Source organism: Acinetobacter sp. A1 (assembly GCF_012371315.1).
Taxonomy (GTDB): domain Bacteria; phylum Pseudomonadota; class Gammaproteobacteria; order Pseudomonadales; family Moraxellaceae; genus Acinetobacter.
Genome location: NZ_JAAZQY010000046.1, coordinates 1 through 14,288, shown reverse-complemented (window position 1 = coordinate 14,288; position 14,288 = coordinate 1). Strand labels below are relative to the sequence as shown.

Here is a 14,288-nt window from a genome sequence, read left to right as displayed (position 1 = left end):
AGCTAACAAAGGAAAGCCACCTCTAATGGCTGCTTAACCTCTACTTTTAACTTCGGTTATTTATGGGAGGATTACCAGATGCATAAAAGCTTAAAATCCGTTTCAATGAACTATTCAAAATTATGGAAAATTCCCAGAATTGTCATAACACAGCGTACAGAATTCAGGAGATAAAAATGAAGTTTTTAAAAGCAATCGTAATTTCTGCCGTAATGATGGGAGTAATTAACAGGTAGCATGAGTTTTGTACAAGCAGGTGAACTTTTGCACATGCAAAGTCATCGTGAATTTAAAGAAACCGTAACGCATTTACGTGACGGCTTGGCTGCAAAAGGGATGCATATCTTTGCTGAAATTGACCATGCAGCTCAGGCCAACAACGTTGCTCTAAGCATGCCAGCAACAACGGTTTTGATTTTCGGTAATCCTAAAGCAGGAACACCGCTCATGCTCTCTGCTCCAGATGTTGCACTAGATTTGCCTTTAAGAGTGCTAATTCGTCAAAACGGTGAACGCGTTGAGGTACTCATGCATCCTGTGAACGACTTGAATTTACCGCAAGAATTAAAAGAAAAGTTAAGCCCTGTGGAAGCTTTGGTTAAAAGTTTAGTTGAAAGCCGTTAATCAATTGAAGATAGATGCGTTTGCTTTGGCAAAGTTAAAGCAATGTTTTAACAAATAAAATTACCTTTAAGATGTTTCCTTAAAGGTATCGTTCAATGCTTGCTGCACCGCATCTATTCTAGCTTTACAAGCTTTATAGGCCTGCATAGATTCTTCAACAAGATTCATCAGGTTATCAATATCTGGCTGTTCTTGTGCTTCCAACAATTCTGCATTTTTCTTCAGAATTTCATAGCCTTGCTTAAAGCTCAGTTCTTCATGATTCATGGGCGTGTACCTGCTGTACGGTGGCATCAATTTTGCCATCCTGTAATTCAATTTGAATGTGTTGATCTGTAATTTGCTGCACTGAACGAATGGCCTTACCCTTGCTTCTTGCAATTGCATATCCCTTTGCCAAAACTGTTTTCGGGTTCTGTAATAAAGTCTCACGCATTAATGTTTCAATCTGGGTCGAAGCAAGTTTAATCTGTTGCTGGGCAAAATATTGATGATTATTTTTTAGGTCTTCAATGCTGCGCTGTGCTTCTGCAATATGCTGTTGAGCCAGTGTTTTAACACGCTGTAAGCATTGATCATTTTGACTTTGATAGGCCACCAATTGATGTTGTGATACCAATTTGATGGTTTGTAATGCACTATTCGCTTCATTGACACGCTCCACAATTAAATTGCGAATCCCTGCAATCACTTTGCTAGGCGTATCAAATGAGCGATGTGCGATTTCATCTAAAATAGTACGGTCTTTTTCATGGCCAATGCCCACCCAAATAGGCACACTGCGTTTGCATAATAAAGCCGCAAGTTCATAATCATTCAAATAGGCCAAGTCATTAACTGCACCGCCACCCCGAATAATTACAATTAAGTCTGGTGCGGTTGAGTAATCCACGACCCACTGTTTCAATGCAGTCGCTAAAGCAGACATAATACTTTGAGGAGCAGTATTCCCTTGAAAAGTCGCAGAATGATAAACAAAGTGACAGACCTGCGCACGAGCCAAAACATCGGCGTCTTTTTTAAAATCTCCTAAACCTGCCGCATTTTCAGGTGCAATCACCAGTACATTTTGTATATCAAAAGGTGCAGCTAACTGTTTATTTTTATGAATTAAACCTTCTATGGTCAGGCGCTGTAAAATTTGCTGATAGCGTTTGGCTAAATCACCCAGCGTAAAACTTGAATCAATTTCTTCAATATTGACCGAAAAACCATATTGCGGGTCAAAACGTGCTTTGACTTTAATCAGCACATTCAGGTCTTTTGTAAGCTCTATACCACTTTCACGTTCAAATTTTAAAACAATTTTTTGTGCGGTAAATTTCCAAATGGTGGCCTTACAACTTGCCACGACTTTATGGCTGTCTTCATCTTTTTCAGCCAATTCAAGATAATAATGCCCTGCTTTGATATTCAGATTGCGTATTTCGGCTTTTACCCACACAGCTTCATCAAAGGTCAACTGGATGACTTCTTGAACCGTTGCTAGGTATTCACTGAGGCTGAGCTGAAAATCTGACATATCTTAAATACAAAACGAATCTCCGCTATCTTACAAAATTATTTGCACATTCACATGATTAAAACTCAATCTAAAGCTGAGCCATTTGGCATGGTTTTCATTACTTAAAACACATAAGTGAATTTAATTCACTTACGACTGAGATTAAATCATTTTTATTCATGTTTTGATTGAGGTATAAATCTGCTCATGCTTTTAACGACACACATATTTATCGTTAGTTTTTGATTAAACCATGTGATTTAGCCTGTAAAACAAGCATGCAACTGATTGGAGAATGCCAAAACAGCATTTAGCAACTCCCAAAACAGCGTGAATAAAATTCAGGTTTTTCACAGAAATTTAGGTATTCGATCATCATGAGTCAAGAGTTTACATTTACACTAAAAACCATTCGTTTTGATGAAAATTATCATCCATCTGCGAATACACGCCTCACCACTAACTTTGCGAATTTGGCGCGTGGAGAAAGTCGTCAAGAAAATCTGCGCAAGACGTTAAAGATGATCAACAACCGTTTCAATGATTTAGCTCGTTGGGATAACCCAAACGGCGATCGTTACACGGTTGAAATTGAAATTGTTTCTGTGGATATTGATGTAGAGGGCAACGGCAAGACATTCCCAACGATTGAAGTCTTAAAAACCACAATTGTCGATCATTACAAGAATCAACGTATTGAAGGTATTGTGGGTAACAGTTTTTCATCTTATGTACGGGATTATGATTTCAGTGTTTTACTGCGTGAACACAATCAGAATCGTAATCAATTCAGTACACCAGAAAATTTTGGGGATTTACACGGAAAAATCTTTAAAAGCTTCTTAAACTCGAAAGCGTATCAAGATCACTTCAAAAAGTTGCCTGTCATTTGCTTAAGCGTTTCCAGCAGCAAAACTTATCATCGTACTGAAAATCAACACCCGATCTTGGGCGTGGAATATCAGCAAAATGAATTTTCACCTACCGATGAATATTTCAAAAAAATGGGCTTACAAGTACGTTATTTCATGCCGCCAAATAGCGTTGCGCCTTTTGCTTTCTACTACACAGGTGACTTACTGAGTGATTACAGCAATCTTGAGTTAATCAGTACCATCAGCACCATGGAAACTTTCCAAAAGATTTACCGCCCAGAAATTTACAATGCCAATTCGGTTGCAGGTCAGTGCTATCAGCCAAGTTTGAACTATCAAGATTATTCATTGACTCAAATTGTATATGACCGTGAAGAACGCACACAACTTGCGATTCAACAAGGTAAATTTACCGAAGAAAGTTTTATCAAGCCTCACAAAGCCATTCTTGAACAATGGGCTGCCAACTACGTTGCTTAACTGACCCAAATAGATGATTGATTATGAAAATTTTATTGCCTACATCTACCGCTGGTAGCCTGCCTAAACCTGCATGGCTTGCAGAACCAGAAAAGCTTTGGTCGCCTTGGAAATTACAAGATGAGCAACTGCTTGAAGGTAAACAAGATGCACTGATTGTCGCTTTACATGAACAACAACAGGCTGGCCTTGATATAGTCAGTGATGGTGAGCAAACCCGTCAGCACTTTGTTACCACTTTTATTGAACACTTAAATGGTGTCGATTTTGAGCAACGTGAGACGGTGCGTATTCGTAATCGTTACGATGCTAGCGTTCCAACAGTTGTGGGTGAAGTGACCCGTCCTAAATCTGTATTTGTGCAAGATGCCAAATTTTTACGTCAGCAAACCAATCAGCCAATCAAATGGGCGTTGCCTGGCCCTATGACCATGATTGATACCTTGTACGATGCACATTATAAAAGCCGTGAAAAACTCGCCTGGGAATTTGCCAAAATTCTGAATCAGGAAGCTAAAGAACTGGAAGCCGCAGGTGTCGACATTATCCAGTTTGATGAGCCTGCTTTTAATGTGTTTTTTGATGAAGTTAATGACTGGGGCATCGCGACCTTAGAACGTGCCATTGAAGGTCTGAAATGTGAAACCGCTGTGCACATTTGCTACGGTTATGGCATCAAAGCCAACACAGACTGGAAAAAAACACTCGGTTCAGAATGGCGTCAATACGAAGCAGTATTCCCTAAACTACAAAGCTCCAACATCGACATTGTTTCACTAGAATGTCACAATTCACGTGTGCCACTTGAGCTCATTGAACTAATCCGTGGCAAAAAAGTCATGGTGGGGGCTATTGATGTTGCAACACATCAAATTGAAACAGCTGAAGAAGTGGCTGACACATTACGCAAGGCATTGCAGTTTGTAGATGCAGACAAACTCTACCCTTCAACCAACTGCGGAATGGCACCTTTACCACGCAATGTCGCCCGAAGCAAAATGCAGGCTTTAACTGCAGGTGCAGCATTGCTCAGAAACGAACTTGCTTTCTAAAACTGCGCACTCATCTTTCTGCAATTTTCTGATGGGTTCAGGCAAACTGGGCTGTTAAATCGGGTGTCATTTCCCAGTCTAACAGCGCAGTTAAAATGCCATTCATCACATCGTAATATCCACAGCCTCATTTAAATTCTTACTCATGTGACACAGCACATGATGATTCTTGATTTATTTATAGAGCAATGCTGAAAGTTCTAATGAGGAGCTTAGGAACAAAGTAATGGTTGAAGCAACTGACTTTAAAAATGCAATGTCTTGGTTAACAGGTGCGGTAAATGTCGTGACCACATCGGGAGCCTCTGGTCAGCATGGATTTACTGCATCTGCGGTATGCAGTGTGACAGATACACCACCAACGCTATTGGTCTGTATGAATCAGGCTGCACGTTCACATCTACATTTTATAGAAAATAAAATTTTGAGTGTGAACGTTCTGGGTGCACATCATCAGCATCTTTCAAATGTGTTTTCTTCCAAAATGAGTTCAGAAGAACGCTTTGAACACGCCACTTGGACCAAACTTAAAACAGGCGCACCCGTACTAGAAGATGCGTTGGTCAGTTTTGATTGTCAAATCGAGCAAACGCAAGAAGTTGGCACACACACTATTTTTATTTGCCGTATTGTCGCAATTCAACATAGCCCACATGAGCAAGGTTTGGTGTATTTTAATCGTGCTTATCACCATGTTGGACAAGCATCGATGCTTTAAACTCAGTCAGAAAATATTAAAGCAGCCGATTTGCTCATGCGAGACCAACAAGCCACTTATCTGGATTAGTTGGGCAAGGTATAGCCTTTTTCATTAAATAAACGTAACGCAGCATCACACACCTCTGTATCGTAAATGGTACCGCGTCCACGCATAATTTCAGCCAATGCCACTTCTACCCCCAAGGCAGGTCGGTATGGACGGTGTGATGCCATAGATTCAATCACATCTGCCACAGTCAGCACGCGTGCTTCAGGTAGAATTTCATCACCTTTTAAGCCATTTGGATAACCTGTCCCGTCCATACGCTCGTGGTGCTGCCCAATAATATCTGCAATCGGTATAATAAATGGCACATCTTTTAAAATGTCATAACCTGCTTGCGCATGCCCTTTCATCATTTCCATTTCAATTGGGGTTAAGCGTGAAGGCTTGGTTAAAATTTCTGAAGGTATCGAAATTTTACCAATATCATGCACCAAGCCAATTTCTTCCATTTGTAAACAACGCTTATCATCCCACCCCATTTCTTTGGCAATTGCACTGGCAATTAGGCCGACACGTCGCTCATGACCCGCAGTATATGGGTCTCGCATTTCTACCATAGTCGATACCGCTTGCAAGGTGCCGTACATGGTGTCTTCGAGTTGTTTCACATATTTAGCAATTTGCTCTTCGGCTTCTTTTTGTTCGGTAATGTCTTGTGCCATGACAATTGTGGCAGGCAAGCCATCATCCCAAATAATCATACGTGCATGTAGTGCAAAGGCGCGGATTTGCCCATTTTTATGGCACATGGCAACAGTGCAAGACACGTTTGAACGTCCACCCGCTTGTACCTGTTCCTCTGCATGCCGAATCACCTCAAGATTTTCTGGTGTTTGATCTATAAAATCAAATACATATTGACCAATCAACTCATCAACCGACCAACCCAACATTTCAGAATAGCTTGGGTTCACATATAAATAGTAGTTGTCGCGCTGCACATACATCCCCACCACGGTTTTTTCAACCATGCCACGGAAACGCTGTTCACTGTCAATTAATGCCTGCTCAGTTTGGCGGATGGTGGTTAAATCTGTCCAAGCCACAATGGCGTCTTGTCCAACAATTGCCAATGTACGATGTGCAATACGCAAACTTCCATCTTTAGCAATTAAGCTAATTTCAGGGAATTGAATCTGTTTACCCTGTTTCGCTGCCAGAATCGCATCATGCCAATTGTGTTGCATAAACTGTTGCAACTTTTCATCGGGTGCAACTTTTTTCACCCAATGCTCACGGGTGACTAGCTCATCGCCTTTATATCCAAGCCAGTTTTCATAAGCTAAATTGACCGCCACAATGCGTTCATTTGCCAAGGAAATAATTTGCATTGGCACAGGTGATTGAAAAAACACTTCTTCAAAGCGTTGTTCCATTTGCTTAGAACGACTTTCGGCAAGCTGTCGCTGTTGTTCTGCAGAAAAACGCGCTAAAGCCGATGAGATATCTTTAGACAGATTTTGTAATAACTGAATTTGCTCATGGTCAAACTCATCACTACTTGTGGTATAGAGTCCAATTAAGCCCCAGAAATATCCTTGAAACATCAACGGCGTTAGTGCTGCTTGGCAGATTTTTTCTTGTTTTAAATAGCGACGCCACGCTTGGTATTCCTGCGATGCATTTTCATACTGATCATCATTTAAAACATAGGTATACACATCAATATCGGCACTGCTGTTTTTCACTTTTTGCAGTGGATATGGCGCTTCTTGGTTCAATGCCTGCTGCAGCGTCATCAGGATGTGTGCATCAATATTGTGATGAAATTCTATAGACAGCATTTGATCTGCATGGCTATCTAGCTTCATGGCAATAAAGATTTTGTCAAAGCTACCTAAACGCAATAACACATGCTGTAGTTCTTTTAACAAACCATGTTGGTTTTTGCTATGTGCAATGACACGGTTTGTTTCACTAGATAATTGATATAAATAGGTCAAGCGCTCCACACGTGCTTGGGACTTTAAGCGACTATAGACCTCTGTAATTTGACTGCAAATATGATCAATTAAATTTTGTTCTTCTGGCGTAAATTCGGGCATCAGCTCAGGCTGCTCATACCAAATTCTGAGCATACCAAAGCTTTGTTGTTGATGCTGAAATACAGATTGCAACTCAGACTGATTTTCAGTCGTACGGGCGTCGCCTAAATTGCCCCATTCACTTTCAATATTAATGCGCAGCTGTTCAGGGTGTGAAAAGCCTGAAGGAATAATCTTTAACGCTTTACCAAGCAAATCTGCCATGTCGGCTTTATGCTCATTACACAACTGATTAATCTGATTTAAGCAACGTACTTCTTTTACCCGATCACGTAAATCTCGGAGTAATCGCTCACGTTGTGTTACATCACGAACCACCATCACCCACACGGTTTTTTGACCTAAACGCTCGGTAAAAGGTGCGACATGACATTCAATGGTTTTCTGATCGGGCAAAGCCAGTTGTACCAAAAACTCATGTGGTTTTTGATTTAAACGTGAACATACAGGGCAGTTTTCAGCAAGCACGCGCGGATCATGCAATAATTCATGTACAGAACAACCCACTAAGCGTGCTGCAGACCTACCATGCACACGTGTAGCTGCTAAATTTGCCTGCTGAATTGTTTGATTGGCTTTTACAATATAGGTTGGGTCTGGAATGGTGTCATAAGTGCTTGCTGCTTTTGACAACATGCTAAACGGCTCTTTCAGGGTCGATTCCACTAAGGCAATATAAATAAACCAGTACGAATAAACCTTGAGTACATGCCCCCATAAATTGGCATCTGAATAAATCGATACATATTGAGTAAAGGTAAATTCCGAAGCCATCATGGTGAGCATGGACAAGCTAATACCAAAGGTCAGTTTTGGATTTAAGTATTTACGGCGTTGCCATAAATAAACCAGAGCGACTGCCAAAACCGCAATAATCAGATATTCACTATAAATTTTAAAGGATGTGAGCCCCTGCCCATCCACAAAGGCGGCTGGGAAATACCCTTGCATAATGGCAACCACCAGTGAAATGCTCACCACCCCAAAAAATACATTCAGCTGCAATGGCTTAATGGCACGGGTGAGCATAAACGGCGCGGCTAACATAGCAAAAGCTTGCAACAATCGTGCTGCTATCCAAAGCTGAGTGGCAGGGTTTGCACTTTCAATCGGCAGCAGTTGCATGCCTTGAAAAAGTAACGTGTGGAATAAGTCAATCAGTCCACACCAACCAATTGCGATGGCAATAAACACCACAAAATAGTTTCGAGTAAAATGCCGAGAAATGAGGGTCACAATCAAGGTTGTAACCGCAATCACAATTGAAATTAATTCAGCTAGTGTATGGGTGAATAAAAAACCAAGCGAACGATTGCTACCTACACCAAATCAGCACTGCAAAATAGGTGGGCGTCAAGATCATCATATAAGGAGAAATAAACGACTTTAAGTCGAATACATCTGGTGATAACTGGTCACGAGATGATTTAGCCATAATATTTCCCCTATGAGATAACCTCATGGTATTGAATAAAATCGCACATCCATACCCTAAAGTATTTTAAAGCACGACTTACACCTACAGCCCCAATACATCAGGGACTACCGCTTTGTAAAATTAAATCCCACCCCTACATTTTGCCAAATTTATGCAACTTTTCAATAATTTAATTCTGAATTTGCATCATATCAAACAGACACTAATTTCAAATCACCGGCTATTTATGCAGCTTGTTTTCACTCAAACTTAAGTTTCACTTAATAATGTAGAATAATTTCACTGGAGTGTGTATCTATCAATACTGATCTAGCAAAGGCTTGCTTTATGCTTCAGCCTTCACCACCAATACTGGCAATTGCGTAGAACCCAATACATGCGCAGCCACACTACCCAATAACATTTTTTGCATTCCTGTACGGCCATGCGACCCCATAACAATACAATCGGCTTCCAGTTCTGTAGCGAGCGACACAATACTCTGTCCAATAGATAAACTTTTAATCACTCGGGTTTGCGCATCTACACCAACACTTGCAGCAATATCACTGGCTTGTTGCAAAGCTTTTTCTGCATTGGCATAAACTTGTACAAAATATTCTTTCATTGGCGCAGAAACATAGTAATAGGCAAAATCTAAATCTTTATACGGGTCTTCTGCCACGAGGCTAATCAGGGTCAATTCACCATTACAGGCTTTGGCAATTTCAGCAGCATGCTGTACCGCTGCTAAAGAAATTTTGGAACCATCTACAGGTACTAAAATATTCTGAAATGACATTTGAATTTCCCCTTTAAATTTATCAATTTATGTTCAGTACAATGACGTTCATCTTACAGTCTATTGATCAATTTACAAGGAGCCTGTTGCTTTACAAACTGTGCTCGCCTGCGATGTTCTCACCAATACAAAAATATGGATACCGCACAGATTGCCTGAAATTACAATCAAATTTCGCAGCGAGACTGCCCCTGATTTGACGATTTATTACGATAAATTTTATAGAATGATTTATGCTATAAATCACATATCCATTGATGAAAATTAAATAACAAGAGAGTTTTCTATGCCGCATTCTTACCACCGCGAAAAACATTATATTGAACGCTCTGGATGGTTACGCGCTGCAGTATTGGGTGCAAATGATGGGATTATTTCAGTCACCAGCTTAGTGGTCGGCATGGCAGCCAGTGGTGCCTCTTCACAAACTTTATTGGTCACTTGTATTGCAGGTTTAATTTCAGGTGCAGCCTCTATGGCCGCAGGGGAATATATTTCGGTCAAATCGCAACAAGACATTGAACAAAATGACCTTGCCATGGAAGCACGTGAGTTAGAATTGCATCCTGAACACGAACTAAAAGAGCTTAAGAATATTTATATGTTGCGTGGTTTAGATGAAAAACTTGCCGAACAAGTAGCGCAACAATTAACTGCACATAATGCTTTAGATGCGCATGCACGTGATGAAATTGGAATTTTAGAACATACCTCTGCCCAACCTTTTATGGCGGCATTTTCATCGGCCTTGGCATTTACTGTAGGTTCACTGTTTCCATTAGTCTCCATTCTACTGTTGCCAGAACAACAACTCGCTAAAGGCGTTATGTTGGTAGGTGTAATCAGTTTAGGCATCATGGGAGCTTTGGCGAGCTATGTAGGTGGTGCAAGCATGTGGAAAGGTGCTTTGCGCGTCATGGTGTGGGGTATTGTGGCCATGTTGTTCAGTTCATGGATTGGCTCAATGTTCCATGTCGCTGTTGCCTAGTTTTAAATTCAGTTAAAGCAGCCCTTAATCTAACCATAGAAAGGGCTGCTTGATCTCTAAACAAGTTAAATTCATTCTTAAAATGCTTATTTTTCTCTAAACCGACTGCATTGCTACACAATAGCCCTACGTGCTTTACACAATTTTTAAAATCATTTTAAGCCAAGCTTAAGTTTGCAATTCTAGGCTAAAGCATCTCACAACATCTTCGATTGCATGACGATGACTCAACAGCCACAACCCCACCACACACCTTCTATTTTTTCGAGATTTAGATGGGGCGCTCCATCTATTTCATTGTTGAAGTTCAATTTACTGCTAGCTGTGTGGCTGGGTGTGGTCTTAAACTATGGATTTTATGAAAAAATTCATCAATTTACCCCGTATCAGGGTGTCAAAGCCACTGGCTTATTAATCGCAACAGTGCTTGTGATTGTGGCGGCGTATCATCTGTTATTGCAGTGGCTGAACTGGCGCTGGAATGCCAAAATAATGGCCAGTATCTTCATTGTGGTGGGCGGTTTTAGTGCCTATTTTGTGAATAGTTTAGGTGTTGTCATCACGCCTGACCAAATTCAGAATATGCTGCAAACCGATGTACGTGAAGTGCGTGATTTGTGGTCTATACGCTTGATCATTTGGAGCACCCTATTGGTGATTGCTCCCCTAAGCCCCAAATAATCCAGCCCGTCCAAAGCGTATGGCTTAAAAAATGCGCCCCGCGCATCATTTGTGCCCAGCCCATGGCAAAACCTAAAATCAAAGCGGCAAGTAGAAAAAAATATGCCCGCTTAGGCCGTGTAGTGCGATAAATAAAATATCCGACCAATAATGCAAAACCGCTTGAAGCATGGCCACCTGGGAAACAATACCCTGTGGTAGCACTTAAGTCCCATAAAATTCCCTGCGTTGTAGCCACTGCCATATCCCATGGGCAGGCATGCGCCGATTGTGATTTTAAAATAGCAATTGTGCTTGTTGCGAGCATCACCATAATAAAGAAATACCCAAATTCCCTGCGTGGATGGAATTAAAATTAGATTGAGCAACACAATTTGCCGAAAGGCAGCTTCTTGGGTAAACGCCGTTTTTAATCCAGCCCATGAATAACGAGCGGCATTGAGAATTCGTTGCACACCAATTGTGCCTTTATAGGGAGAACGAGGAAGCATCATTCCGTCACATTCTAAATGAAGGTGACTCATGCTAGAGGATTCATCTTAAAACTGGCTTAATTGCAGTGGGGTTAATTTATTAAAAATAATTCTTGTTCCATCGTGGGATATTGAAAAAAACTAGGATCTATAACTTTTTAATATCTAAAAATCATTGTTTTAGAAAAAATCTCACCTTTTTCAATATCAGAATATTTTAAGTTTTGGATCACCCTACCGCTAAAACTCACGGTTGCACCAACTGCTCAGCTTCCACTTTTTTCATATCAAATTCAGGACTTTCCTTCGCCTGAATAATTTGTACTGGAATAAAACGCACCTGTACCATACTTGGTTTGCCTCTTGGGTCTTGTTTTAATTTCTGATTCAAATCTGAAATTTGCTGTGCTTGAGGAGCAAGATCACCACGTAAAACTACCCGAACCAAAGTCATGTCACTACGACGGTCAAACTGTACCGTATCAATTAAATTATTATGCTGATTCAATTGTTCAGCAATGGTCGTTTCTATATGGTTTTCATAAAGTTGCTTATTGAGCATAAAAAGAAAATTAAATGTTAAATAAACTCCTAAACCCAATAAAAAAATTAAACTCATTGCGTTTCTTTTTATGAATTCGAGTACATTACTCTGCACTTCTTCATCTGAACCACGTCTAAAACCAGCCATCCACAATACAAGTGAAGAACTAATTTGTATGGCAACAATATTGGTCATAGCCAATAATACCGCATTGGCTGCATGTTTCCATTCCAAATGGGCCAATAAAATACCACTCGCCACCAAAGGTGGAACCAAAGCTGTTGCGACCGCAACCCCAACCACAGCCACCGACAGACGTGGAGAAACTGCTGCAAATGCACCCGCTGCACCACCAGCAAGTGCAATCATCAAATCCATAATGGTAGGTTGAGTGCGAGATAAAATTTCATGGGTAATTGGAAGGTTAATATTGATTAAACCCAACACCACACCAATCACAACAATCATAACCACGCCAAGCACCAAGGTTTTGAATGCTGTTTTAAACAACAACCAGCGGTTATCAATAAAAGCTAGCGCAATCCCCGATATTGGCCCAAGCATCATCGCTACTAACATTGCACCAATGACCACTGCAGCTGAATTTGACAATAAGCCATAACCTGCAATAACAGCAGCCAAAGCATTCATAATAAAAAAGGTTTTACTTGGCAGCGCATCGGCCTGAATATTCAGACGCACCTGTTTATGATCAATTTTCTTGGAGTTTTCTCTGGCCGCTTGTTTATATTTGAGTTTTTCCTTGAGCAACTCGTATTTTTCTTGTTCAGGGCCATCATCTACCACAATGGTTGCTTCTTGATCTTTATCCATCTTCTGCCTCGGTTAGGCTAAGCAGGTATAACCTTAAGATTCCAGCTCAGCCGTAGAACGTGTGCAGTTACGCCCACTGTGTTTTGCTTCATACAACTTATTGTCAGCTATCTCCAAAACTTCAGAGACATCTAGTGCGTCTTTAGGCCAGAAAGAAATGCCTATAGAGATCGTGATTTGCCCCATGTCATGAATAGTGCTTTCCTGCATGGTTTTGCGCAGACGCTCTGCGGCTTTATACGCCACACTTGGCTCGCCTGTGGTCATTAACACAACAAACTCTTCACCACCACTACGGCAACAAATATCATGCTCTCTGAAATTATCTTGCATAAATCGTGCAAGTGTCTGCAACACTAAATCACCTTTAGCATGCCCATATTGATCATTGACCCTTTTAAAGAAATCAATATCTATGGCTAAGGCTGCAAATTCAGTCCGCGTATCAATTAATTCATTTAAAAAAAGTTGCATACCACGACGATTATACAAACCTGTCAGTGGGTCTGTATTTACATGTTGCTTTAATTCTGAAATTCGGTGACTAAACGTTTCAGAACTGAGCAACAGTGACGTTCTAAACTTTAAAACCTCAAAATACCAAGGATCGACCTCTTTAATTTTATATTGAATATCTGGCTGATTCAGCATACTTGCCATTCTAGCCAAACGATTCAGTGGTGAAGCAATAAAATTAGAAATCCACCAAATCAAGATAAAAATAAATAAGTAGAAAATAAAAATACCCAAAGATACTTCTAAAATTAAAGTATTCGCTTTAGCAAACAATTCATCTGTAGGCTGTTGAGATATTACTGTCCAGTTCACACTTGGGATATGTGCAAAACCTGCTAAGTTATCAACACCTCGACTATCCACCAATCTTATAGAACCACTTTTATTTTTTCTTATATAGCCCAAACCAGTATTATTGACAATTTTATCACCAATACGTTTTTCATCTGGGTGGAAAATAATTCGATCATGTTGATCAACAACATACATATAGCTATTTTTATAATCATACTGATTAGACAGCAGTGGCTTTGTTGCACAAAGATTTGAAATGCAAAGCGCCCCTAATTGAGCAAAATTTAAGGCGTAACTTGGGTAAGTGGTCGACCTAATTGGCGACGATATTCAGGTCCATGTTTCTTGCGTTTCCATTCGCCCTCACCTAGAAACTTCATGCCTGTAGAGTCC

At 40.5% G+C, this 14,288-nt stretch carries 11 protein-coding genes and 3 pseudogenes; 6 read left to right on the top strand and 8 right to left on the bottom strand.

What is annotated here, in order from left to right; translation table 11 throughout:
- Nucleotides 1-237: 237 nt before the first annotated feature.
- On the top strand, nt 238-624 hold the full coding sequence (locus HHA41_RS12090) for a DUF302 domain-containing protein (protein WP_168461871.1): 387 nt from the start codon (nt 238-240) through the stop codon (nt 622-624).
- A 66-nt stretch (nt 625-690) separates the two neighbouring features.
- Here the strand turns inward: HHA41_RS12090 and xseB are convergent, their stop codons facing one another.
- The gene (gene xseB, locus HHA41_RS12085) at nt 691-891 is read right to left on the bottom strand and encodes an exodeoxyribonuclease VII small subunit (protein ID WP_168418647.1); all 201 of its coding nucleotides are present in this window, start codon (nt 889-891) and stop codon (nt 691-693) included.
- On the bottom strand, nt 881-2,146 hold the full coding sequence (gene xseA, locus HHA41_RS12080) for an exodeoxyribonuclease VII large subunit (RefSeq protein WP_168461870.1): 1,266 nt from the start codon (nt 2,144-2,146) through the stop codon (nt 881-883). Before xseA ends, xseB begins: the two co-directional genes overlap by 11 nt.
- A gap of 359 nt (nt 2,147-2,505) precedes the next feature.
- On the opposite strand from xseA, the gene HHA41_RS12075 reads away from it, so the two are divergent.
- The 3 genes from HHA41_RS12075 (at nt 2,506) to HHA41_RS12065 (ending at nt 5,253) form a co-directional block, all read left to right on the top strand.
- On the top strand, nt 2,506-3,483 hold the full coding sequence (locus HHA41_RS12075; RefSeq protein WP_168461869.1) for a DUF1852 domain-containing protein: 978 nt from the start codon (nt 2,506-2,508) through the stop codon (nt 3,481-3,483).
- Between the two features lie 23 nt (nt 3,484-3,506).
- Nucleotides 3,507-4,535 (top strand): methionine synthase, encoded by a 1,029-nt coding sequence (locus HHA41_RS12070; protein WP_168418650.1) that lies wholly within the window; start codon nt 3,507-3,509, stop codon nt 4,533-4,535.
- A gap of 226 nt (nt 4,536-4,761) precedes the next feature.
- A complete protein-coding gene (locus HHA41_RS12065) occupies nt 4,762-5,253 on the top strand; it encodes a flavin reductase (RefSeq protein ID WP_168418651.1) in 492 nt (163 codons plus the stop codon).
- Between the two features lie 65 nt (nt 5,254-5,318).
- On the opposite strand, the gene HHA41_RS12060 is transcribed toward HHA41_RS12065, so the two are convergent.
- Both HHA41_RS12060 and HHA41_RS12055 read right to left on the bottom strand, forming a co-directional pair.
- Entirely contained in the window at nt 5,319-8,606 is a 3,288-nt protein-coding gene (locus HHA41_RS12060) for an MASE3 domain-containing protein (protein ID WP_323126723.1), read from the bottom strand.
- Nucleotides 8,607-9,109: 503 nt separating this feature from the next.
- Nucleotides 9,110-9,565 (bottom strand): universal stress protein, encoded by a 456-nt coding sequence (locus HHA41_RS12055; protein WP_168418653.1) that lies wholly within the window; start codon nt 9,563-9,565, stop codon nt 9,110-9,112.
- A gap of 286 nt (nt 9,566-9,851) precedes the next feature.
- On the opposite strand from HHA41_RS12055, the gene HHA41_RS12050 reads away from it, so the two are divergent.
- Complete coding sequence (locus tag HHA41_RS12050) at nt 9,852-10,553, top strand: VIT family protein (RefSeq protein ID WP_168461868.1); 702 nt, start codon at nt 9,852-9,854, stop codon at nt 10,551-10,553.
- 222 nt (nt 10,554-10,775) lie between these two features.
- Nucleotides 10,776-11,222 (top strand): annotated as a pseudogene (locus tag HHA41_RS12045) (phosphoethanolamine transferase domain-containing protein); the annotation flags it as partial.
- Here HHA41_RS12045 and HHA41_RS12040 read toward each other — a convergent pair.
- From HHA41_RS12040 to HHA41_RS12025, 4 genes and pseudogenes are all read right to left on the bottom strand, one after another.
- Nucleotides 11,188-11,583: pseudogene (locus HHA41_RS12040) on the bottom strand (phosphatase PAP2 family protein); the annotation flags it as partial. The pseudogenes HHA41_RS12045 and HHA41_RS12040 overlap by 35 nt on opposite strands.
- A pseudogene (locus HHA41_RS13145) lies at nt 11,579-11,728 on the bottom strand (diacylglycerol kinase); the annotation flags it as partial. The pseudogenes HHA41_RS13145 and HHA41_RS12040, both read right to left, overlap by 5 nt.
- A 226-nt stretch (nt 11,729-11,954) precedes the next feature.
- Nucleotides 11,955-13,085, bottom strand: a complete 1,131-nt coding sequence (locus HHA41_RS12030; protein ID WP_168418657.1) for a DUF389 domain-containing protein — start codon at nt 13,083-13,085, stop codon at nt 11,955-11,957.
- A 33-nt stretch (nt 13,086-13,118) separates the two neighbouring features.
- On the bottom strand, nt 13,119-14,090 hold the full coding sequence (locus HHA41_RS12025) for a diguanylate cyclase (protein WP_168418658.1): 972 nt from the start codon (nt 14,088-14,090) through the stop codon (nt 13,119-13,121).
- Nucleotides 14,091-14,288: the final 198 nt, after the last annotated feature.

What these genes read in the sequence shown, in the direction of transcription:
- HHA41_RS12075 (WP_168461869.1), top strand. Translation starts at nt 2,506, where the DNA reads ATGAGTCAAGAGTTTACATTTACACTAAAAACCATTCGTTTTGATGAA.
- HHA41_RS12070 (WP_168418650.1), top strand. Translation starts at nt 3,507, where the DNA reads ATGAAAATTTTATTGCCTACATCTACCGCTGGTAGCCTGCCTAAACCT.
- HHA41_RS12030 (WP_168418657.1), bottom strand. Translation starts at nt 13,085, where the DNA reads ATGGATAAAGATCAAGAAGCAACCATTGTGGTAGATGATGGCCCTGAA.
- HHA41_RS12090 (WP_168461871.1), top strand. Translation starts at nt 238, where the DNA reads ATGAGTTTTGTACAAGCAGGTGAACTTTTGCACATGCAAAGTCATCGT.
- xseA (WP_168461870.1), bottom strand. Translation starts at nt 2,146, where the DNA reads ATGTCAGATTTTCAGCTCAGCCTCAGTGAATACCTAGCAACGGTTCAA.
- xseB (WP_168418647.1), bottom strand. Translation starts at nt 891, where the DNA reads ATGAATCATGAAGAACTGAGCTTTAAGCAAGGCTATGAAATTCTGAAG.
- HHA41_RS12055 (WP_168418653.1), bottom strand. Translation starts at nt 9,565, where the DNA reads ATGTCATTTCAGAATATTTTAGTACCTGTAGATGGTTCCAAAATTTCT.
- HHA41_RS12025 (WP_168418658.1), bottom strand. Translation starts at nt 14,090, where the DNA reads ATGTATGTTGTTGATCAACATGATCGAATTATTTTCCACCCAGATGAA.
- HHA41_RS12050 (WP_168461868.1), top strand. Translation starts at nt 9,852, where the DNA reads ATGCCGCATTCTTACCACCGCGAAAAACATTATATTGAACGCTCTGGA.
- HHA41_RS12065 (WP_168418651.1), top strand. Translation starts at nt 4,762, where the DNA reads ATGGTTGAAGCAACTGACTTTAAAAATGCAATGTCTTGGTTAACAGGT.